Genomic DNA, 19,872 nt, shown 5'->3' with positions numbered 1-19,872 from the left:
GCACGTCCTCGAAGGCAGGCGTCAGCCTGGCCCGGAACACCTCACCTGTCACCCCGTCGATCGCCGCCGCGACGACCGACCGTGCGTGCACATCCAGTCCCACACTCGTACGCTCAGAAAACACCGGGGCCTCCCACACATGTCGGATAGGCCGGGCAAGGGCACTTGTCCAGCAACCCACGAATCTGTGCGCGTGAGGCCCCGGCCCGCAACCACTCAGCCGCAAGCGGTCACGGCATACCGTCTAGCTCAGTCTCGGTCGAGGGCCAGGTCCTCGGGGGTGTGCAGCCGCACCATGGTGCGAGAGGTGTGCCGGGGGATGCGACCCGGAGTCGCGAGGGACACGACGACCGCGGTGGCGAAGGAGATCGGGATCGTCCAGGCTGCCGGCTGGCCGAGCAGCGCCCCGGTCCAGCCCGGGACCGGGCCGGCGAAGATCGTGATGGCCACCGCGACGGCAGCCAGGGTCCCGCCGACCACGAGGCCGGCTGCTGCTCCCACGGTGCTGAGGCCGCGCCACCAGGATCCCAGCACCAGGAGGGGGCAGAACGTGGACGCGGCCACCGCGAACGCCAGGCTCACCATGGTCGCGAGGCCGACCGGCTCGATCAGTCTCGACGCGGCATACGGGACGATGACCGACAGCACCGTCGCGAGCCGGAAGCCCTGTGCCACGGTGAAGTCGTCGCCGGTCATCCGACCGAGCCGCCTGCGCAGCAGGTCCTGGTCGATCACCCCGGCCACCGACATGGTCAGACCTGACGCCGTCGACAGGAACGCGGCGAAGGCGCCCCCTGCAAGCACCGCCGAGAGCACCTCACCGAGCCCGTCGGGGACGATCGCCCCGGGCAGCCGCAGGACGAGGGTGTCGGCGGCCGTGCCCACCGGCAGCTCGGGGATGTAGACGCGGCCGAGGATGCCGTAGAGGGGCGGGAAGAGGTAGAAGGCGCCGAGGAGGGCGACCACAGTCAGGGTGGTGCGTCGTGCAGCCTTGCCGTCGGGATTCGTGTAGAACCGCACCAGCACGTGCGGCAGACCCATGGTGCCGAGGGCGAGTGCCAGCAGCAGGCTGTAGGTCGCGTAGACCGGATGGCCTTGTCCTGCAAGGCCGTTCAGTGGCTCGGCCCAGGCGGTCTTCTCGGCGATGGCGGGGGAGGGCGCGCCATCGCCCAGCCATACACCGAGCAGGACGAAGGCCGGGACGGCGATGGCGGTCAGCTTGATCCAGTACTGGACGGCCTGCACGAGGGTGATCGACCGCATACCCCCTGCCGCCACGTTGGCCACCACGACGACGGCGACGACCAGGCCGCCGACCCAGGTGGGGGCACCGGTGACCGTCGCCAGGGCCAGCCCCGCGCCCTGGAGCTGGGGTAGGAGGTAGAGCCAGCCGATCGCCACGACGAGCACGGAGCAGAGCTTGCGGATCACGGTGCTCTCGAGCCGGGCCTCGGCGAAGTCGGGCAGCGTGTAGGCGCCCGAGCGGCGCAACGGTGCGGCGACGAGGACGAGGAGGACGACGTAGCCGACGGTGTATCCGACGGGGAACCACAGCATGTCCAGGCCATTGGTGTAGACCAACCCGGCGATGCCGAGAAAGCTTGCCGCGGAAAGGTATTCACCACCGATGGCACTGGCGTTGCGGTAGGGGGTCACGGTGCGTCCGGCGACGTAGAAGTCGCTCGTCGTTCTCGACAGGCGCAGACCGAACGCGCCGATCGCCAGCGTCACGGTGCAGATGAGGACGATGGCGACGACCCCGTAGGCCGGGTTCACGACGCCTCCTCTGCCCGGTGGTCGGCGTCCATCAGCGACGCCGGACGACGTGGGAGAACTCCGCCTCGATCCGTTCGGACGCCCGCACGTAGTAGCGCGCTACGATGATCGCCACCGGGTAGACGACGAACGCGAGGACCAACCAGGGCAGTGGGACGCGGCCCAGGGCCATCGTGCGGGTCGCCGGCACCAGCAGGAACACCAGGGGCAGGCCGCCGAGTCCGACGGCCCCGAACGCCAGCACCCTCAGGGCTAGGCGCAGCTGGGCGGACATCAGGCCGGCCATGTAGACCTCCCCCAGCGTGCTCTGTTCGTCGATGTCACGGGTGAGCGGTCGCAGGTCCCGCCGCGTCGGTGCGTCGCGACGGGTGCTGGTGACCCGGACCCGGACGGGCGCCGGACCGTGGGGCTGCGCCGGCGCGGCGTCCGGTCCCTGGTCGCCGGGTCCGGTCACGACGTGACGCGCGGGGTGGCCCTGAGCAGGCGGTCGCGCAGCTCGCGGGTGTGTCGTCGGCTGACCTGGAGCTCCGCGCCCTCGAGGACGACGCTGCAGCGACCGTGCTCCATCCGAACTTCCCTGATGTGGGCCAGCGACACGAGGGTGCTGCGGTGAATGCGCACGAATCCTGCTGCCGCCCAACGCTCTTCGAGCGTGCTGAGTGGGATGCGCACCAGGTGGGACCCGGCTTCGGTGTGCAGCCTGGCGTAGTCGCCCTGCGCCTGGGCGTAGCGGATCTGGCTCCTGGTGATGAACCTGGTGACCCCGCCGAGCTCGACGGCGATCGTCTCGTCCTCAGGGGCGGCCGCGGTAGCGGTCCCGGACCCGGGGTCGGCGGCCGCCACGACGCGACGCACTGCCTCCGCGAGGCGATCGGCCCGGACCGGCTTCATGACGTAGTCCGTCGCGTCGATGGCGAACGCGTCGACGGCGTGCTGGTCGTGGGCCGTGACGAAGACGACCTGGGGCCGCTCCACGAACCTCGCGATGACCCGCGCGAGCTCCATGCCGTCGAGCCCGGGCATGGAGATGTCGGAGAAGACGACGTCGATGTTGCCGCCGTCGAGCGAACGCAGCGCGTCGGCCCCGCTCGAGGCCGTCATGACCTCGGCGATGCGGTGGTCCTGGCGCAGCAGCCAGCTGAGCTCCTCGAGCGCAGGGGCTTCGTCGTCCACGACGAGCGCGCGCAGCGCTGCGCCCGCGGGGCCGACGGTGGCGTCCTGCGGGCGGCGGGGCTCCGGGTCGGCGGAGGGCGCGCCAGCCATGGGGGAGAGCCTACGACGTGGGATGGACCCCGGGGGCGTACTTGGGCACCCGGAATGTGACCTTCGTCCCGGCTCCGGGCGCGGTCTCGACCACGAGGCCGAAGTCGTCGCCGTAGACCTGCCGCAGGCGCGCATCGACGTTGCCCAGCCCGACGTTGTCGCCCTCCGCCCCGCCGTCGAGCACGCTCCTGATCGCCTGCGGGTCCGAGCCCACCCCGTCGTCCTCGATGGTGATGACGGCCTCGGCGCCCTCGTCGCTCGCGGAGATGCTGACGTGGCCACCGCCCTCCTTCGAGGCCAGCCCGTGCCGGACCGCGTTCTCGACGAGGGGCTGGATCGCCAGGTAGGGCACCGTCACGGGCAGCACCTCCGGGGCGATCAACAACGAGATCCGCAGCCGGTCGCCGAACCTCGCCTGCTCGAGCACGAGGTACCGCTCCACGTTGCGCAGCTCCTCGGCCAGCGTGGTGAACGCACCTCCCCGGCGCAGGGCGTACCGCGTGAAGTCGGCGAACTCGAGCAACAGCTCACGGGCGCGCTCGGGGTCGGTCCGTACGAAGGAGGCGATGGCCGCCAGTGAGTTGTAGATGAAGTGGGGGCTGATCTGGGCGCGCAGCGCGCGCAGCTCGGCCTCCATCGTGCGGGTGCGCTGGTGGCCGAGGTCGGCGAGCTCGGCTTGCGTGGCCATCCACCCCGCGACCTCCTCCGTCGCCCGGGCGAGACCGGCCGAGGCGTGCGGACCGTATGCCGCGATGGCGGCGACCACGCGTTCACCGGTGACCACGGGCGCGATCACGGCCGTCCTGGCGGGGCAGTCGGGGTCGGGGCACTGCACCTGGCCGGCCCGCAGGACGATGGTTCGCCCGGTGCGGAGCACCTCCTCCGCGTGTCCTGGTGCGTCGGCGGCGTGGTGCTCCGGCGCTCCGTCCCAGGCCAGCAGCCCGCTCGCATCGCAGACGGCCACCCCCGGGGACCCCAGGAGCTCGCGCAGGTGCTTGGCGGCCTTGGTCGTGCCCTCGGCCGTCAGGCCGTCCTGCAGGTGGCGGGCTGCCATCGAGGCGGTGTGGAGCGTGGCGTGCGTGGCGTGGTCGACCTCGGAGACGAAACCCCGGGCGGCGTTGCGGCCATGACGCACCAGCCGCACCAGGGCGTAGACCAGCACCATGGCGCCCGCGACAAAGATCGCGGTGGGGAGGTTGAAGCTGCCCGACACATCGCGCACTCTAGGCGGAGTCGTGGCCTCCGAGCCGGATCGCGGGCCTGAGCGCCATCGCGAGCGCAGGGCCTCATCACGAGCGCAGGGCCTGATCGCGGGCTCGGAGCGGATCGGCCAACGCCTAGGCTGCTCCCCGTGGTCGACGTCATCGCTTCGCTTCGCCCCCTCGCCGACCTGCCCGGGGTCCCGGAGAAGATCGCAGCCGCCCGCGAGGCGTGTGAGCGGCTGCGCTGGCACGAGGCGCTGCGACGCCGCATCCCCGAGGCTGCGGCCGAGTCGCGGGTGCGAGGTGCCCAGGCCAGCGCGGCGCTGGAGGGCGCGACGGTGCCGCTCGACCTGGTGCGTGACGTCATGCGCGGCGCAGCCCAGTGGCCGCTCGAGCCCGACCCTGTCGAACGCGTGGCCCGCGGAGCGGTGACCGCCACCGCCGAGAGCGAGCACGTGCGGAGCCTGGTCGCCAGCGCCCCCCTCCAGGCCCTTGCGAGGCTGCACGTCGCCGCAGCCTCGGGCCTCCTCCCGGACCACCAGCTGGGTCGGCCCCGGATCGAGGGGGAGTCCAGCGCGGAGCTCCTCGACCTCGGGGCGGCCCCGGGTGCGAGCGAGCTGCGTGACCGGCTCGAGCTCCTGGTCGGTGTGATGACGGCAGGTTCCGCAGTGCCGGCCCTGGTCGTCGCGGCGCTGGCCCACGCGGAGATCGCGACCCTGCGCCCCTTCGTTCGCGGCAACGGCGTCGTGGCGCGGGCCGTCGAGCGCGCCCTGGTGCAGGCCACCGGGCTCGACCCCACCGGGGTCGTCGTCACCGAAGCTGGGCACGCCACCCAAGGCGGGCCGGCCTATCTCGGCGCGCTCGCGGCATACGGAACCGGCAGTCCGGAGGGGCTGGGACTGTGGATCGGGCACTGCGCCGACGCCATCGTGGCGGGCGCGGCGCAAGGCGAACAGATCTGCGACGCGGTGCGTGCGGGGCGGCTCACCTGACCCGTTCGTGGGGACACGCGCGGCACCCACGGACAGGTGAGGCATTGGATTTCCTGCGTCGCCCGGACGTATTGGATTTCCTGCTTCGCCCGGACGTATTGGATTTCCTGCTTCGCCCGGAAGTCAAGGCTTTCCTTTGCCCCGGAGCGGGGGTACACATGGAGGCAAGTCGACGGTCGTGAGGCCGACGACCACCGTGACTCCATCGGGCACCCACGCGCGGGCAGTCCACTGGTGGACCGATCGTGACGGGCTTGTCCCGGTGCGACAACTACAGAATGCACGCCTGGTAACCCGTGGCGGATCACGGTGCGATGGCACCCCGCTGCGCGGGGTGCCATCCTTCGGTTCGTGGCGGTTTGCGCGCGATGGGCGTCTGTCGCTGCGACGCGACGCCAAAACTCGCCCCGAAACGCGCCGGATCGAGTTGCGGTTGAAGGGTAAATGGTCCACCATGAAGACGTCCGCTCCCCCTTGTGGGTAGAGCGGATCGGCGCACCGGCTCCTCCCCCCCGGAGCTTGGCGCGTCGACGGCCCCGGTTGTCCCCCCGACCGGGGCCGTCCCCTTTCCTCCTTCAATGCAGCCTCCTGCAATGAAGCCTGCTGCAAGGCAGCCTCTTCCAACCCTGCCTCGTGCAAGGCTTCTGAGGTGCGCCGGAACGGCGCCGTGGTGGCTGCGCTCGTCCACAGCGGCGACAGGCCTGGCGGATGGGTCCACAGGACGCCACGTGGTGGTGGCTCCGGTGAATGCGCAGGCCCAGGCTGACGGGCATGGACCACAGGGTGATGGGCGTGATCGGCGCGTCAGGCGGGCTGGGGGTGTCGACCCTGGCTGTCGCGCTCGCGGTGCGCGCCGGTCCGCGCGTGGGCGCCACGGTGGCCATCGACGGAGCGCCCGACGGCGGTGCCCTGGATGTGACGGCCTGCCTCGAGCACCTGCCCGGCCTGCGCTGGCCAGACCTGGCGGCAGCGCAGGGTGCACTCGACGGAGCAGCGCTGCTGCGGGCCCTGCCCAGTGAGGCGACGACCAGAGTCCTTTCCGGTGGTTACCCAGGGCTGAGCGATGACGTGGTGGGCGCCGCGGTGGCGGCCCTGGCGCGGGTCTGTGGTGTGGCCGTGGTCGACCTCGGCTGCTCCCTGTGGCTGGCGAACCGGTGCACGGAGCTGGTGGTTGTGGTGGGTACGTCCTCGCGCCACCTCGCGGACGCGATGACCTTGGCCGAGGTGGTCCACGAGCTCGGTCGTCCTGCGGTCCTCGTCGTGAGGACGGGTCGAGGCGACCCGGTCGGCCCCGAGGAGGTGGCGGTCCACCTCGACCTGCCCCTGGTGGGGACGCTTCGCGATGACTCGCGGATCGCGGCCGACGCGGACCGCGGTCGTACTCCGGGCAGTCGTTCCTCGGGGGTGCTGTCGGCCCTGGCCGACTCACTGTTGGGAGCCGGGGCGCCGGACGCCCGGTCCGAGCACCCGGTGGGCGCGTGAGGACGGTGGGCCGATGAGCCAGGAGGCTCTGATCGTGGACCGGATCCGCCGTGGCCAAGGACCAGACTCGGCTGCGGTGACCGATGTCGCCGCGGCCGACGTTGCCCGACTCGGCGACGGGGGCGTGGAGTCCGCGCGCAGCGTGCTGGCCTCCGAGGTCCTTGGACTCGGCCCCCTGGAGGCCTGTGTCGCCGACCCCGACGTCACGGACGTCCTCGTCAACGGTGACGGCTCGGTGTGGCTCGATCGGGGGAGGGGTGGCGTGCAACGGGCCGATGTCGACCTCGAACCGTCGGCAGCGCGACGGTTGGCCGTGCGGCTCGCGGGGCTTGCCGGGCGACGACTGGACGAGAGCCAGCCGTGGGTGGACGGCCTGTTGCCCAGCGGCATCCGGCTGCACGCGATCCTCCCGCCGCTGGTCGACGGCGGCCCCCACGTGAGCCTGCGGGTGCCTCGTGCTTCCGGGGTCGGGCTGGGGGCACTGCGGGCTCGGTGCATGTTCGATGGTGCGGTCGAGGAGCTGCTGCGCGGCCTGGTGCTCGGCCGCTGCTCCTTCGTCGTCAGCGGTGGGACCGGGTGCGGCAAGACCACCCTGCTCGCGGCCATGTTGGCCGAGGTGCCCGAGGCGGAGCGGATCGTCGTCGTGGAGGACGTCCGCGAGCTGGCCGTGGCCCATCCTCACGTCGTGCGGCTCCAGGGTCGTGGACCCAACATCGAGGGTCAGGGCGCGGTGGGGCTCGTCGACCTCGTCCGGCAGGCCCTTCGCATGCGACCCGACCGGCTCGTGGTGGGTGAGGTGCGCGGGGCTGAGGTGCGCGAGATGCTCGCGGCCCTCAACACCGGCCACGAGGGCGGCTGCGGCACCCTGCACGCGAACGCGCCTGCGGACGTGCCACGCCGCTTCGATGCACTCGGTGCGCTCGCGGCGATGCCGAGGGACGCCGTGCAGACCCAGCTCTCCAGCGCGGTGCAAGCGGTGGTCCACGTCGAACGCGGGGTGAGAGGGCGGCGGGTCGCCTCCCTGTCGGTGATCAGGTGGACCGGCGACGAGACGGTCTGCGACCTCGCGCTGGATGTCGCTTCCGGACGCCAGGGCCCCGGATGGGCCCGGCTGGCCACCCTGACCGGAGGACGGGTGTGAGGATCGCCCTGATGGCCGGACTGCTGGTCGCCGCCGCGACCTTGTGGCCCGTCTCCCGCAGTCATCTGCCCATGCGGGAGGGCGGCCAGGGAGGCGACGAGATCCGACCCGCCGGCGTCGCTCGCAGCCGCGGATGGCGCCGTGGGTCTCGTCGAGTGGCCTTCGACGCGGCTCTCGCCGAGCTCGTCGCGGCCGTCGCTGCCCCTCTGCGTGCCGGGGTCGTTCCAGCGGTTGCTCTGGCTGCGGCCGAGCCGAGCTGCGCCGACGACCCCGTGCTCGCCCGCCTGGTGCGAGACCTCGTCGAGGCGACGCGGGCGGGCGCGCCGGCGGCCGAGGTGTGGCTGCGTCACGCCCAATCCCAGGGCAGCGCCGATCTGCAGTTCGTGGGGCGAGCCTGGGCTCTCAGCGAACGGACCGGGGCGCCGCTGGCCGAGGCGCTCGACTCGTGTGAGGGAGTCCTGCGGGCGCGGGAGCGCGGACGACAGCGGCTCGCCAGCGCCGCCGCAGGCCCGCGAGCCTCGATGGCCGTGTTGTGCCTGCTCCCCGCGAGCGGTCCCCTCGTCGGTGCAGCGGTCGGGGTGGATCCTGGCGCACTCTATTTCTCGTCGCCCGCCGCGACAGGCAGTCTCGTGCTCGGGCTGTCCCTGGCCGCCGGGGCCTGGTGGTGGAGTCGCCGGATCCTCCGTCGGGCGACATGACGCTGCTCGCCCTGCTCCTGGTCGGGCTGGCCACGGCCTTGTGGCCGAGCCGGTCTGGGCAAGGAGGGCTTGGACGGCAAGGAGGGCTTGGACGGCAAGGAGGGCTTGGACCGCAAGGAGGGCCGGGAGGGGATCGGCACCATGCGTCGACGGGCATCGTGGCTTGGCCGACCGTCGCCTTCTTCCGCGACCGGAGACCCACCCGACGGCGCCACCTCGCGTCGTCGGACGAAGTGGCCGATGCGCTGGTCCTCATCAGCCTGGCCCTTCGCGCTGGCCTCCCGCTGGTCGAGGCCCTGCACCAGGTCCAGGCGGCGTCGACCGGTCGGGTGCGCGGCGAGCTGGCGGCGGTCGTCGCAGCACTGCGTTGGGGACGTCCTGCCCGCGAAGCGTGGTCCTACGCGGGACCGGGCTGGCGGCCGGCTGCGCTGGCGACCCACATGTCCGAACAGACGGGGGCGGCCCCGGCAGCACTCATCGACAGGGCGGCTGCACGGCTTCGCGAGGAGCGCGAACGCGAGCGCGAGCGGGCGGCGGCTCGCGCCGGAGTGCTGCTCGTGCTGCCCCTGGGGCTGGGTTTCCTGCCGGCCTTCGCCTGCACGGCAGTCGTCCCCGTCGTCCTGAACCTCGCCTCGGGTGTCCTGTCGGGAGCATCGTGATCCGCCATCGCCTCGGATACGGGGCCTGCGTGGCCGGGACTGTCCACAGGCGTACCCGCCCTGGCTTCGCGTGCACAGGCCTGAGATGCAGTGCTGGCGGGGGGTGCGCAGACGCGCTGAACTCGGCTGGAACAGGGCGCAGTGCCCGACCTACCACCAAGGAGTCAGCGTGAAATGCAAACTGGTTCAACGAGTTTCGACGCTTCGTCAGCACACCGAAGCAGGCATGACCACGGCGGAGTATGCCGTCGGCACGCTCGCCGCGTGCGCCTTTGCCGCCGTCCTGCTCGCCGTCGTGCGGTCGGGGGCCGTCAAGTCCGCCCTGGCGTCCGTGATCGCCACCGCGCTCGGGTCGGCGGGCTAGGACGCGAGGGCGGGATGGCGACGGCCGAGTTCGCCTGCGCCATCCCCGCCCTGGTCCTCGTGCTCGTCGTGGCCTTGTCGGCGATCACCACCGTGACCGACCAGGTGCGCTGTGTTGACGCCGCGCGCGCCACGGCGCGAGCCCTCGCTCGCGGAGACGATGATGCGGTAGCCCTCGAGGTGGGGCACCGGCTCGCGCCTCCGCGGGCCGCCTTCTCCGTGACGCGCTCCGACCGGGATGTCTGGGTCGTGGTTCGGGGAGCTCCGTCCCCAGGACTGCGGTGGCTGGGGTCAGGGGCGTCCCCGACGGGTCAGGCGGTGGCTGCGCGCGAGGACGTCGACTCCAGTGATGCCCTGCTCGGGTCGGAGGCCCTGCCATGAGCTGGCGTGGGTTCGGCCGAGGTGAGCTCGGCCGGCGTGGGTTCGGCCGGCACGGTCGCGGGGAGATCGGCGGGGTGACGGTGGTCATCGTGGCGGCCGTGGGGGTGGCCTTCGTCCTGATCGTGGGCGCGCTGGCCCTGTCGAGCGCGGTCGTCGCCACCCACCGTGCGCGGTCCGCCGCCGACCTCGGCGCCTTGGCGGCGGCGCAGGCGTTGCAGGCTGGGGCAGATCCACGGGCGGCCTGCGCCGCCGGGGCCTCGGTCACGGCGAGGAACGGCGCGCGGCCTCAGGGGTGCTTCGTGGCGGGGGACGGTTCGGTCACGGTGAGGGCCAGGGTGACAGCGGGCTTCTCGCTGCCGGGACTGGTGGCCGGGACCACGACGGCGACGGCCCGTGCTGGGCCGTCGCCGTGATGGTGCTCGCGGTCAGTCGCGGTCAGTCGCGGGGCGCGGGGTCGCGACCCATGATCTTGTCGGCCACCGTGCGGTGGCCCGGGTGCGCCGAGTCGTCCGCCGCGGCGGGCCTGTCGTTCGAGGTCTCGTCGTCCGCCCGCTCGGTCCGGTCGTCGGTCCGCTCGCCGGCCGTGTCGGGAGTGCCAGCGGTCTGGGCATCGGACACGTGCGCGTCGTGTGAGTCACCGGCAACCGTGTCGCCGCTGTCCCGCTCGAGCACCTGGGTGGAGTCGGCGGACCTGGTCCCGGTACTGGTCCCGGTGGCGGCCCCGGTCTCGGTCTCGGTCCCGGTATGGGACTGGGTCCGCCCGTCAGGAGTCACGCTGTCCGGCTCGGCATCGGACGAGTGGCGGCCAGTCGTGGCGTCGGTGTCGGTCGTCCCCGCGCCTGCGTAGGTCGCGGTGGGTGCAGCGTCCGCGTCGCGGGCACCGCGCGGCCCACCAGCCCCAGTGGCGGCGGCCCCGACACCAGCAGCTCCCGCCGCGCCCGCACCTGCAGCAGCCGTCCGCGAGGCGAACTCCTGCTCGACCTTGCGGCGCTCGTCTGCACGCACCCGCTCCTCGCTGGCCTTCTCGCGGGAGGCGAACTCCTCTTCACGCGAGGCCAGCTCGCTGTCGCGCTCGCGGTCATGGTCGGCCAGGCGGGTCTGGAACTCCTCGTCCCGGATGCGGTCCCGCTCGGCGAGGGCGCTCTGGTGGGTCTCCTCGGCGCGGGCCCGCTCGTCGGCGCGAATGCTTTCCTCGAGCTTGGCCTGACGCTCGGCGTCCTTGGCCTCACGGATTGGACGGCGCCTGCGCTTGATGCTTCCCCGGATCATCGCCAGGCCGAGGACGAGGAGGAGCATCGCCACGGCGCCGGTGGCGAGCATGGCCAGCGGGGTCATTCCCCAGTGGTAGCCGGAGAGCTCCATGTCCACCGGCGAGGTGAGCGAGTCGGTCGCCAGGAAGAGCACGACACCCGCGGCGAGGGCGAGCAGAACAAGGATCAGTCCGAACACGATCACGGGTCGAAACCTCCGACACATCAAGGGTGCGTGGTGCACCGTCCGAAGGGTGCGGGGGCACCCTTCGCTTCGACCCTAGCCGCTGGCCTGCGGGTTTGCCCCTTTCGTCACGTCCGTTCCTTGCCGAGGGCGGACGCGGCCGGCAGCTGGACCTGGCGTCGATCGGACCCCCGTGGCGCGTGGGCCAGCACCGCCCGCAACAGTGCCACGGCCCCGGCCTTGTCGAGCGGTTCGTTGCCGTTGCCACACTTCGGCGACTGCACGCAGGCGGGGCAGCCGCTCTCGCAGCGGCAAGAGCGGACCGTCTCGAGAGTCGAGTCGAGCCAGAGCTCGAAGGAGTCGAACGCGCGCTCGGCGAAGCCTGCACCCCCGGGGTGCCCGTCATAGACCATGATCGTCGGCAGCCCGGTATCAGGATGCAGGGCGGTGGACACGCCCCCGATGTCCCACCGGTCGCAGGTCGCCACCAGAGGCAGCATGCCGATCCCCGCGTGCTCGGCAGCATGGGCGGCACCAGGGATGTCAGGCTCACCCACGCCGGCCGCCTCGAGCCACTCGACCGGCATGGTCCACCACACCGCGCGGGTGCTGAGGGTGCGCTGCGGCAGGTCGAGGGGGTGGGTCCCGATCACCTCGCCGCTGGCCAGCCGCCGCAGGAAGGACGTCACCTGCGTGTGCACCTGCACCGTCCCGAACGACACCCGCACCGGCCCCCAGTCCACGCTGCGCTGCGCACTGACGATGTCGAACGCGCTCACCGACTGCGCGAACGTGCTCCAGCCGGGGTCGCCCCTCACGACGGTCGCCGTCCCGTGGTCGAGGTCGAGGTCGGTCACGACATAGCTGTCGCCCTGGTGCACGTGCACCGCCCCCGTGTGCACCTGCGTGTGCGCCGACGCCTCGTCGATGGTGCCCAGCACCCGGCCGGTGCGCTGGTCGACGATCCCCACGACCTCGCCGGCTCCCCGCAGCGACACGTGGTCGGAGGCCCGGTCGGTGCGTGCCCAGTACCAGCCGCTCGGTCGCCGACGGAGGATCCCGCGCGCCACCAGGGCGTCCACGAGCCCGCGTGCCTGGTCGCCGAACATCGCGAGGTCCGCCTCCCGCAAGGGCAGCTCGGCCGCCGCGGCGGCGAGGTGCGGCCCGAGGACGTGCGGGTTGTCGGGGTCGAGGACAGTGGCCTCCACCGGTTGTCCGAAGACCACGTCGGGATGGTGCACGACATAGGTGTCGAGCGGGTCGTCGGCTGCGACGTAGATCGCCAGCGACCGGGTCCCGGCCCTCCCGGCGCGCCCGGCCTGCTGCCACAACGACGCTCGCGTGCCGGGCCACCCGGCGAGCAGCACGGCGTCGAGTCCGCTGATGTCGATCCCCAGCTCCAACGCGTTGGTCGCCGCGAGTCCCACGATCGCCCCCGAGCGCAGCGATCGCTCGAGCGCGCGGCGCTCCTCCGGCAGATAACCGCCCCGGTATGCCGCGACGGCACCTCCCAGCGCGGGCTCCACCTCCATCAGCGTCCGGCGGGCGCTGGTCGCCAGGGCCTCCACCCCGGCGCGGGACTTGGCGAAGGCCACCGTCTGCACCCGCCCGGAGACCAGGCTCGCGAGCAGGTCGGCCGCCTCGGAGGTGGCCGACCGGCGACCCGCACCCTCTCCGAGGAGTCCCGGTTCCCACAGGGCGAAGGTCATCGCCTCACGAGGTGAGCCGTCCTCCGTGACGGGCGCGACCGGCATACCGACGAGGCGCGAGGCGTGGGCCGCCGGGTCGCGCACCGTCGCCGAGGCGAGCACGAAGGTGGGATAGGAGCCGTAGCGTGCGCACACACGGCGCAGACGACGCAGCAACGCCGCGAGATGGGAGCCGAAGACTCCCCGGTAGGTGTGGCACTCGTCGATGACGACGTAGCGCAGCGCCCGCAGGAACGGCGCCCACCGCTCGTGCAGGGGTAGCAGGGAGTGGTGCACGAGGTCGGGGTTGGTCAGCACGAAGTGGGCGTGGTCGCGGATCCAGCGACGCTCCTCGGTCGCGGTGTCACCGTCATAGGTCGCGGCCCGCACCCCTGGCACGGCCATCGCCTGCACCCGGGCGAGCTGGTCGGCCGCGAGGGCCTTGGTGGGGGACAGGTAGAGCGCTGTCGCTCCGCGACCCGACGGCGCCAGCGCCCCTTCCACCACGGCGGACAGCACGGGTAGGAGGTAGCCGAGACTCTTGCCCGACGCCGTGCCCGTCGCCATGACCACGTGCGACCCGTCGTGGGCCAGGTCGGCGGCCTCCCGCTGGTGGGACCAGAGGGAGGTGACCCCGGCGTCGGCGCACGCGGCATACACACTGGGGTCGACCCATGTGGGCCAGTCAGCGAGCGATGCGGCCCGCGCGGGCACCTCGTGCACGTGCAGCAGCCGCTCGGCTCGCACTCCCGACGCGAGGCCGGCCAGCACCGACTGGGGGTCGAACGGAGCACGGCTCGTCCCGGCGGAATCGGGTGCGGTGGGACCAGAGGTGGACATTGCCGCTACCGTAATCCCGAGGGCAGACGGTGCACCCGTCTGCTCACCAGTGATGGCACCAGCGATGGCAACAGAAGGGGTGAGCGTGGACCTGTCGGTCTCCAGCAGCGAACAGGGCGCCGTGACGATCGTCCACGTGGCGGGCGAGATCGACGTATACACCGCTCCGCTGCTCCGCGAAGTGCTCGACAAGCAGGTGGCTGCGGGTCGCACCGACCTCGTCGTCGACCTCGAGAAGGTCACCTTCATGGACTCCACGGGCCTCGGCGTGCTCGTCGGCAGGCTCAAGCTCGTGCGTGGTCAGAACGGCACCCTGCGCATCGTCAGTGCCCAGGAGCGGATCCTCAAGGTCTTCAAGATCACCGGTCTGGACAAGGTCTTCCACATCTACCCCACGGTCGACGAGGCCTCCGAGGCGTCGAACGTCTGACGAAGTCGGCGTGATGAATTCTCTGTGACCCTGCTCACGCGGCGTCACATACCCTGTGACGTGCATTACCCTCGCCTGCAACGTCCCCTCTGTGGTGCGCCGTCGTGGCGTGCCCTTGGGCGGTCCTGAATGATTCCCCATCGAGGAGGATGGAATGTCGCGCCTTGCGCCTGCCGCCACCGCTGCTGACCTGCAGCTTGACGGCACCAATCTCACCCTGGTCTTCGCCGTGCTCGCCATTGCGATCATCGCGCTGGTCATGGGTGTGTTCTTCCGCCAGCAGGTTCTGGCGGCCGACCCCGGCACCGAGAAGATGCAGGAAATCGGCGCTGCCGTGGAAGAAGGCGCCCAGGCGTACCTCGCCCGCCAGTTCAAGACCCTGAGCGTCTTCATCGTCCTGGTCTTCGGCCTGCTGCTCCTGCTTCCCGCCGACACCTCCGAGGTTCGATGGGGTCGGTCCGCGTTCTTCGTCGTCGGCGCACTGTTCTCCGCCGCCATCGGCTACCTCGGCATGAGCCTGGCCGTCAAGGCCAACGTCCGGGTCGCGTCCGCCGCCCGCGGCGGCGACCGCGACTCGGGTATGCGGATCGCCTTCCGTACCGGTGGCACCGTCGGCATGGCGACCGTGGGCCTCGGCCTGCTCGGCGCCTCCGTCGTGGTCCTGCTCTACCAGGGCGACGCCCCCAAGGTGCTCGAGGGCTTCGGCTTCGGCGCCGCCCTGCTCGCCATGTTCATGCGTGTCGGCGGTGGCATCTTCACCAAGGCCGCCGACGTCGGCGCCGACCTCGTCGGCAAGGTCGAGGCCGGCATCCCCGAGGACGACCCGCGCAACGCCGCGACGATCGCCGACAACGTGGGCGACAACGTCGGCGACTGCGCCGGCATGGCCGCCGACCTGTTCGAGTCGTATGCCGTGATGCTGGTGGCCGCGCTCATCCTGGGTTCCGCCGCCTTCGGCACCTACGGCCTGGTCTTCCCGCTGATCGTGCCCGCAATCGGTGCGGTCACCGCCCTCATCGGCGTCTTCATCACGCGGGTCAAGCCCGGCGAAAACGCCCTCTCGGCGATCAACCGCGGGTTCTACATCTCGGCCGTCATCGCCGCCGTGCTCTCCGGCGTGGCCGCCTACGTCTACCTGCCCGACACGTTCAAGGGGCTCGGCTCCGCCGACGAGACGATTGCCGCTCTCACCGGCGACCCGCGCCGCTCGGCGGTTCTCGCCGTGATCATCGGCATCGTGCTGGCCGCGGTCATCCTGTGGCTCACGGGCTACTTCACGGGCACCGACAAGCGCCCCACCAAGGACGTCGCCCGCACCTCCCTCACCGGCGCGGCCACGGTCGTCCTGTCGGGCATCGGCGTCGGCCTGGAGTCGGCCGTCTACACCGCGGTCATCATCGGCGCGGCCGTCTACGCAGCGTTCCTGCTCGGCGGTGGCTCGGTCGTCCTGTCGCTGTTCCTCATCGCGCTGGCCGGCTGTGGTCTGCTGACCACGGTGGGCGTCATCGTGGCGATGGACACCTTCGGACCGGTCTCCGACAACGCCCAGGGCATCGCCGAGATGTCCGGCGACGTCGACGGCGAGGGCGCGCAGATCCTCACGGACCTCGACGCAGTGGGCAACACCACCAAGGCGATCACCAAGGGCATCGCGATCGCGACCGCCGTGCTGGCGGCCACCGCGCTCTTCGGCTCCTACTCCGACGCCTGGAAGGCCAAGTTCGAGCCCATCTTCACGGCCCTTCAGCAGAAGACCCAGACCGACCTGATGGCCAAGGTCCAGAGTGGCGCCCTGACCCAGGAGGCCGCGCAGGCGCAGTTCTCCTCGACCCTCCAGAAGGCCGCCGCGCCGTTCGACCTGCAGATCGTCACCCCGAGCGTGCTGGTCGGGCTGCTGCTCGGCGCGGCCGTCGTGTTCCTGTTCTCCGGACTGGCCATCAACGCGGTGACCCGCGCCGCCGGCGCCATCGTCTTCGAGGTGCGCCGCCAGTTCCGCGAGCACCCCGGGATCATGGACTACACCGAGAAGCCCGAGTACGGCCGCGTGGTCGACATCTGCACCAAGGACTCGCTGCGTGAGCTCGCGACGCCGGGTCTGCTCGCCGCCCTCACCCCGGTCGCCGTCGGCTTCGGCCTCGGCATCGGGCCGCTGGCCGGCTTCCTCGCCGGTGCGATCGGCACCGGCTGCCTGATGGCCGTGTTCCTCGCCAACTCCGGTGGGTCGTGGGACAACGCGAAGAAGATCGTCGAGGACGGCACCCACGGTGGCAAGGGCAGCGACGCCCACGCGGCCACCGTCATCGGTGACACCGTCGGTGACCCGTTCAAGGACACCGCCGGTCCGGCCATCAACCCGCTGATCAAGGTCATGAACCTCGTCTCGGTGCTCATCGCCCCGGCGGTCGTCACCCTCTCGATCGGCGACGACAAGAACAACGTGGTCCGCTACGGCATCGCTGCCGCCGCGATCATCATCGTCATCGCCGCGGTCGCCGTGTCCAAGGCACGCGACCTGGCGATCGGTGGCGACGGAGACGGTGAGGCTGCCGCGAGGTTCGACGCAGCCGCGCCCGACTCGGGCGAGGCCGAGACCGCTCCCGGCAAGGCAGTCGACGACGCCACCGACGCTGCCGACGCTGCCGACTCGGTCGAGGAGCCGGCGAAGCGCTAGCTCCACGGCATACCCACGCCTGCTGGAACGGACGGGCCGGCTCACCCACCTGGGTGAGCCGGCCCTTTCCGTCACCCCGGAAAATCGGCCACTCGCCCGGAAGCAGCCGGGGTATGCCGCGTGCTCACGACCGCGCGTAGGGTCGCGCCATGGACCCGCAGCGCTCGTTCCACATCTCGCAGGTCACCACCGACGACCTGGTCGACCTGCTGCCCCTGATGCGGGCGTACTGCACGTTCTACGAGAGCAACCCGGCCGACGAGGACCTGCGCGCGATGGCCGCCGCCTTCCTCGACGAGGGTGCGGGCGGCACCCAGCTGATCGCTCGCGAGGGCTCGGGTCAGGCGCTCGGCCACGCCACGATGCTCTGGACCTGGGACACCACCCTCGCCCAGCCGCTGGCGGTGATGGAGGACCTGTTCGTCACGGAGCACGCCCGTGGTCGGGGAGTGGGTGCGGGGCTCATCGAGGCGTGTCGTCGGCTCGCAGCCGACCGCGGGGCGGGCTGGCTGGCGTGGGAGACCGCGCCGGACAACGAGACCGCCCAACGGCTCTACGACGGGCTGGGGGCCCAGCGCGACACCTGGTACGCCTATCGCCTGCCGACGGACCGGCCCGCATCCTAGGCTGGGGCCATGCAGAGTCCGCTCTTTGACCAGGCCAACCTCGAAGTCCAGGCGCAGCAGCGGTTCGCGCTGCAGAACCCCCAGATGCTGCGGGTCCACCTCGGTGGCGACGTCCTCGCCGTCAAGGGAGCGATGGTGTCCTACCAGGGGCAGATCCGCTTCGACCACGAGAAGGCAGGCAGCGTCGGCAAGCTCTTCAAGAAGGTCGTGACCGGCGAGGACGTCTCGCTGATGCGGGTCTCGGGGGAGGGCGACGTCTTCTTCGCGTCCGAGGCGGGCTTCGTCTTCCTCATCGACCTCACCGGCGACGCGTTGTCGGTCAACGCCCGCAACCTGCTGGCCTTCGACTCCACCATCGAGTGGGACATCAAGCGGGTGCAGGGTGCCGGGATGCTCAGCGGCGGGCTGTTCAACACCACCCTCCACGGCACCGGGACGGTCGCGATCCACACGGTCGGGCAACCGGTGATCCTCGACTGCAGCCAGCAGCCCACCTACGTCGACGTGCAGGCCTGTGTGGGTTGGTCGGCCAACCTGGTGCCTCAGGTGGTGTCGAGCATGAACGTGCGTTCGATGCTGCGCGGTGGTTCGGGCGAGGCCTTCCAGTACGCCTTCTCCGGGCCGGGCTTCGTCGTGGTCCAACCAAGCGAGTGGACGCCGCCCGCGGCCCAGGGCGGTGGCGGCGGAGGCGGGTTCAACCTCGGCGGCCTGCTCGACGGATGACCACCCCCACACCGCGCGCCGACGCCGAGCTGGTCGCCCGCCTGCGGGCCGACCTGGTCGCCGCGGCATACACGGTCGAGGCGGTCGGTGAACTGCTGGGACCACTCGCGGCAGCGGCCCTCGCCCGGGAGCAGGTGCTGCCCGCGCAGCGGGTCACCGTCGACGTCGGCACCCCGCTCGCGACCCTGGTGCGCCTCTTCGCGCTGGGAGACGCCGTCGACAGCGAGGAGGCGGCGGCCGCTCTCCCCACCCTGGGGTTGTCCGGTGCGACGGCGCTGCGCCTGGTGGCACCGCAGGGGCCGGGCGTCGTCTCGACGTGCGACCTGCGGCCCTACGGCGACGACGACCACGCGTGGTGGATCGCCTCCGACCTCACCGAGCTGCAGACCCGGGCGCCCCTGCGCGAAGACCACGTCCTCGGGATCGGCGGTGCATCGACGACGCTGGCGTCCTGGACGCCGCGGCCGGCTGTCGAGCGAGCCCTCGACCTCGGCACGGGATGCGGGGTCCAGGCCCTGCATCTCGGCGCACACGCCAAACAGGTCACGGTCACCGACATCTCCACGCGGGCGCTGGACTACGCCCGGTTCAACGCACTGCTCAACGAGTGCGAGTGGGAAGTCGTCGAGGGTTCGATGCTGGATCCCGTTGCAGGACAACGCTTTGGGCTCATCGTCAGCAACCCGCCGTTCGTCATCACGCCGCGGACTCCAGACGTCCCGCTGTTCGAGTACCGCGACGGCGGCCAGGCCGGCGATGCGGTCGTCGCCGACCTCGTGCGCTCCATCGGGGCCCATCTCGAACGCGGTGGGGTGGCGCAGTTCCTCGGCAACTGGGAGGTCGTCGGTGAGGCCGACTGGCGCGACCGGGTGCGCGGCTGGGTTGCCGGCACCGGACTCGATGCCTGGATCGTCCAGCGCGACGTGCAGGACCCGGCGCAGTACGCCGAGACCTGGTCCCGCGACGGGGGTCACCACAGCGCCACGACCGAGTTCGCGACGATGTATGCCGCGTGGCTCGACGACTTCGCGTCGCGCGGCGTGAGTGCGATCGGTTTCGGGGTGATCACCCTGCAGCGGCCACTGGAGGAGCGGAGTCCCTTCGTCGAGCTGACCGAGGCGACCGGTCCGGTGGCCGCACCCATGGGTCCGCACGTCCTCTCCGGACTGCGGGCCCGCACCTGGCTGGCCGAGCACACTGACGACGAGGTCCTGGCCGTCGCGTGGCGTTGCGCCGACGACGTGACCGAGGAGCGGCACGGCCGGCCCGGTGCCGAGGACCCGTCGGTGATCCTGCTGCGCCAGGGTGGCGGGCTGCGCCGGGCGGTCCGGCTCGACACGGTGGGGGCGGCGCTGGTCAGCGTGTGCGACGGGACGCTGCCTGCCGACGCTGCCGTGGCGGCGATCGCCGAGCTGCTCGGCTCCGACGTGGGCGAGGTGCGCGCCTCGGCGGTCCCGCTGCTGCGCGAGCTCGTCGCCGACGGCCTGCTCGTCTGACGACGGC

At 71.7% G+C, this 19,872-nt stretch carries 19 protein-coding genes; 13 read left to right on the top strand and 6 right to left on the bottom strand.

Annotated elements, in window-relative coordinates; translation table 11 throughout:
• Positions 1-249: 249 nt before the first annotated feature.
• Genes AC1DWP_RS07865 through AC1DWP_RS07850 form a run of 4 tightly spaced genes read right to left on the bottom strand, consistent with a single transcriptional unit; the run spans position 250 to position 4,252 of the window.
• Positions 250-1,776, bottom strand: coding sequence for a sodium/solute symporter (locus AC1DWP_RS07865; protein ID WP_477613900.1), 1,527 nt, complete (start codon positions 1,774-1,776; stop codon positions 250-252).
• Between the two features lie 31 nt (positions 1,777-1,807).
• Complete coding sequence (locus AC1DWP_RS07860; RefSeq protein WP_477613899.1) at positions 1,808-2,230, bottom strand: hypothetical protein; 423 nt, start codon at positions 2,228-2,230, stop codon at positions 1,808-1,810.
• Positions 2,227-3,039 (bottom strand): LytR/AlgR family response regulator transcription factor, encoded by an 813-nt coding sequence (locus tag AC1DWP_RS07855; RefSeq protein ID WP_477613898.1) that lies wholly within the window; start codon positions 3,037-3,039, stop codon positions 2,227-2,229. Before AC1DWP_RS07855 ends, AC1DWP_RS07860 begins: the two co-directional genes overlap by 4 nt.
• A 10-nt stretch (positions 3,040-3,049) precedes the next feature.
• Positions 3,050-4,252 carry a sensor histidine kinase gene (locus AC1DWP_RS07850; protein WP_477613897.1) on the bottom strand — a complete coding sequence of 401 codons (1,203 nt, stop codon included), beginning with the start codon at positions 4,250-4,252 and terminating at the stop codon, positions 3,050-3,052.
• 138 nt (positions 4,253-4,390) lie between these two features.
• Between AC1DWP_RS07850 and AC1DWP_RS07845 the strand changes: the two genes are divergently transcribed.
• From AC1DWP_RS07845 to AC1DWP_RS07810, 8 genes are all read left to right on the top strand, one after another.
• Positions 4,391-5,233 (top strand): Fic family protein, encoded by an 843-nt coding sequence (locus AC1DWP_RS07845; RefSeq protein WP_477613896.1) that lies wholly within the window; start codon positions 4,391-4,393, stop codon positions 5,231-5,233.
• A gap of 771 nt (positions 5,234-6,004) precedes the next feature.
• Positions 6,005-6,715 carry a CpaE-like family protein gene (locus tag AC1DWP_RS07840; protein WP_477613895.1) on the top strand — a complete coding sequence of 237 codons (711 nt, stop codon included), beginning with the start codon at positions 6,005-6,007 and terminating at the stop codon, positions 6,713-6,715.
• A gap of 13 nt (positions 6,716-6,728) precedes the next feature.
• Positions 6,729-7,856: a TadA family conjugal transfer-associated ATPase gene (locus AC1DWP_RS07835; protein WP_477613894.1), complete on the top strand. Its 1,128-nt coding sequence runs from the start codon at positions 6,729-6,731 to the stop codon at positions 7,854-7,856.
• Complete coding sequence (locus tag AC1DWP_RS07830) at positions 7,853-8,554, top strand: type II secretion system F family protein (RefSeq protein ID WP_477613893.1); 702 nt, start codon at positions 7,853-7,855, stop codon at positions 8,552-8,554. Before AC1DWP_RS07835 ends, AC1DWP_RS07830 begins: the two co-directional genes overlap by 4 nt.
• Positions 8,555-8,712: 158 nt before the next feature.
• Complete coding sequence (locus AC1DWP_RS07825; RefSeq protein WP_477613892.1) at positions 8,713-9,213, top strand: type II secretion system F family protein; 501 nt, start codon at positions 8,713-8,715, stop codon at positions 9,211-9,213.
• 85 nt (positions 9,214-9,298) lie between these two features.
• Positions 9,299-9,577: a DUF4244 domain-containing protein gene (locus tag AC1DWP_RS07820; RefSeq protein WP_477613891.1), complete on the top strand. Its 279-nt coding sequence runs from the start codon at positions 9,299-9,301 to the stop codon at positions 9,575-9,577.
• A 14-nt stretch (positions 9,578-9,591) separates the two neighbouring features.
• Entirely contained in the window at positions 9,592-9,957 is a 366-nt protein-coding gene (locus tag AC1DWP_RS07815; protein WP_477613890.1) for a TadE family type IV pilus minor pilin, read from the top strand.
• Positions 9,954-10,370, top strand: a complete 417-nt coding sequence (locus tag AC1DWP_RS07810) for an Rv3654c family TadE-like protein (protein ID WP_477613889.1) — start codon at positions 9,954-9,956, stop codon at positions 10,368-10,370. Before AC1DWP_RS07815 ends, AC1DWP_RS07810 begins: the two co-directional genes overlap by 4 nt.
• Positions 10,371-10,392: 22 nt before the next feature.
• Here the strand turns inward: AC1DWP_RS07810 and AC1DWP_RS07805 are convergent, their stop codons facing one another.
• Positions 10,393-11,412, bottom strand: a complete 1,020-nt coding sequence (locus tag AC1DWP_RS07805; protein WP_477613888.1) for a hypothetical protein — start codon at positions 11,410-11,412, stop codon at positions 10,393-10,395.
• Positions 11,413-11,519: 107 nt separating this feature from the next.
• Positions 11,520-13,919, bottom strand: coding sequence for a DEAD/DEAH box helicase (locus AC1DWP_RS07800; protein ID WP_477613887.1), 2,400 nt, complete (start codon positions 13,917-13,919; stop codon positions 11,520-11,522).
• 85 nt (positions 13,920-14,004) lie between these two features.
• Between AC1DWP_RS07800 and AC1DWP_RS07795 the strand changes: the two genes are divergently transcribed.
• From AC1DWP_RS07795 to AC1DWP_RS07775, 5 genes are all read left to right on the top strand, one after another.
• Positions 14,005-14,349: an anti-sigma factor antagonist gene (locus tag AC1DWP_RS07795; protein WP_477613886.1), complete on the top strand. Its 345-nt coding sequence runs from the start codon at positions 14,005-14,007 to the stop codon at positions 14,347-14,349.
• Positions 14,350-14,503: 154 nt separating this feature from the next.
• The gene (locus AC1DWP_RS07790) at positions 14,504-17,020 is read left to right on the top strand and encodes a sodium-translocating pyrophosphatase (RefSeq protein WP_477613885.1); all 2,517 of its coding nucleotides are present in this window, start codon (positions 14,504-14,506) and stop codon (positions 17,018-17,020) included.
• 149 nt (positions 17,021-17,169) lie between these two features.
• Positions 17,170-17,646 (top strand): GNAT family N-acetyltransferase, encoded by a 477-nt coding sequence (locus tag AC1DWP_RS07785; protein ID WP_477613884.1) that lies wholly within the window; start codon positions 17,170-17,172, stop codon positions 17,644-17,646.
• Positions 17,647-17,655: 9 nt separating this feature from the next.
• Positions 17,656-18,369, top strand: coding sequence for an AIM24 family protein (locus AC1DWP_RS07780; RefSeq protein ID WP_477613883.1), 714 nt, complete (start codon positions 17,656-17,658; stop codon positions 18,367-18,369).
• Entirely contained in the window at positions 18,366-19,865 is a 1,500-nt protein-coding gene (locus AC1DWP_RS07775) for a DUF7059 domain-containing protein (RefSeq protein ID WP_477613882.1), read from the top strand. Before AC1DWP_RS07780 ends, AC1DWP_RS07775 begins: the two co-directional genes overlap by 4 nt.
• Positions 19,866-19,872 lie beyond the last annotated feature (7 nt).

It is taken from the genome of Pedococcus sp. P2_F6 (assembly GCF_056403675.1).
This window is presented reverse-complemented; position numbering and strand designations above follow the sequence as displayed.

Coding starts and splice junctions, on each gene's coding strand:
- AC1DWP_RS07790 (WP_477613885.1), top strand. CDS start 14,504: ATGTCGCGCCTTGCGCCTGCCGCCACCGCTGCTGACCTGCAGCTTGAC.
- AC1DWP_RS07840 (WP_477613895.1), top strand. CDS start 6,005: ATGGACCACAGGGTGATGGGCGTGATCGGCGCGTCAGGCGGGCTGGGG.
- AC1DWP_RS07780 (WP_477613883.1), top strand. CDS start 17,656: ATGCAGAGTCCGCTCTTTGACCAGGCCAACCTCGAAGTCCAGGCGCAG.
- AC1DWP_RS07785 (WP_477613884.1), top strand. CDS start 17,170: ATGGACCCGCAGCGCTCGTTCCACATCTCGCAGGTCACCACCGACGAC.
- AC1DWP_RS07835 (WP_477613894.1), top strand. CDS start 6,729: ATGAGCCAGGAGGCTCTGATCGTGGACCGGATCCGCCGTGGCCAAGGA.
- AC1DWP_RS07810 (WP_477613889.1), top strand. CDS start 9,954: ATGAGCTGGCGTGGGTTCGGCCGAGGTGAGCTCGGCCGGCGTGGGTTC.
- AC1DWP_RS07800 (WP_477613887.1), bottom strand. CDS start 13,919: ATGTCCACCTCTGGTCCCACCGCACCCGATTCCGCCGGGACGAGCCGT.
- AC1DWP_RS07820 (WP_477613891.1), top strand. CDS start 9,299: ATGCAGTGCTGGCGGGGGGTGCGCAGACGCGCTGAACTCGGCTGGAAC.
- AC1DWP_RS07775 (WP_477613882.1), top strand. CDS start 18,366: ATGACCACCCCCACACCGCGCGCCGACGCCGAGCTGGTCGCCCGCCTG.
- AC1DWP_RS07855 (WP_477613898.1), bottom strand. CDS start 3,039: ATGGCTGGCGCGCCCTCCGCCGACCCGGAGCCCCGCCGCCCGCAGGAC.
- AC1DWP_RS07815 (WP_477613890.1), top strand. CDS start 9,592: ATGGCGACGGCCGAGTTCGCCTGCGCCATCCCCGCCCTGGTCCTCGTG.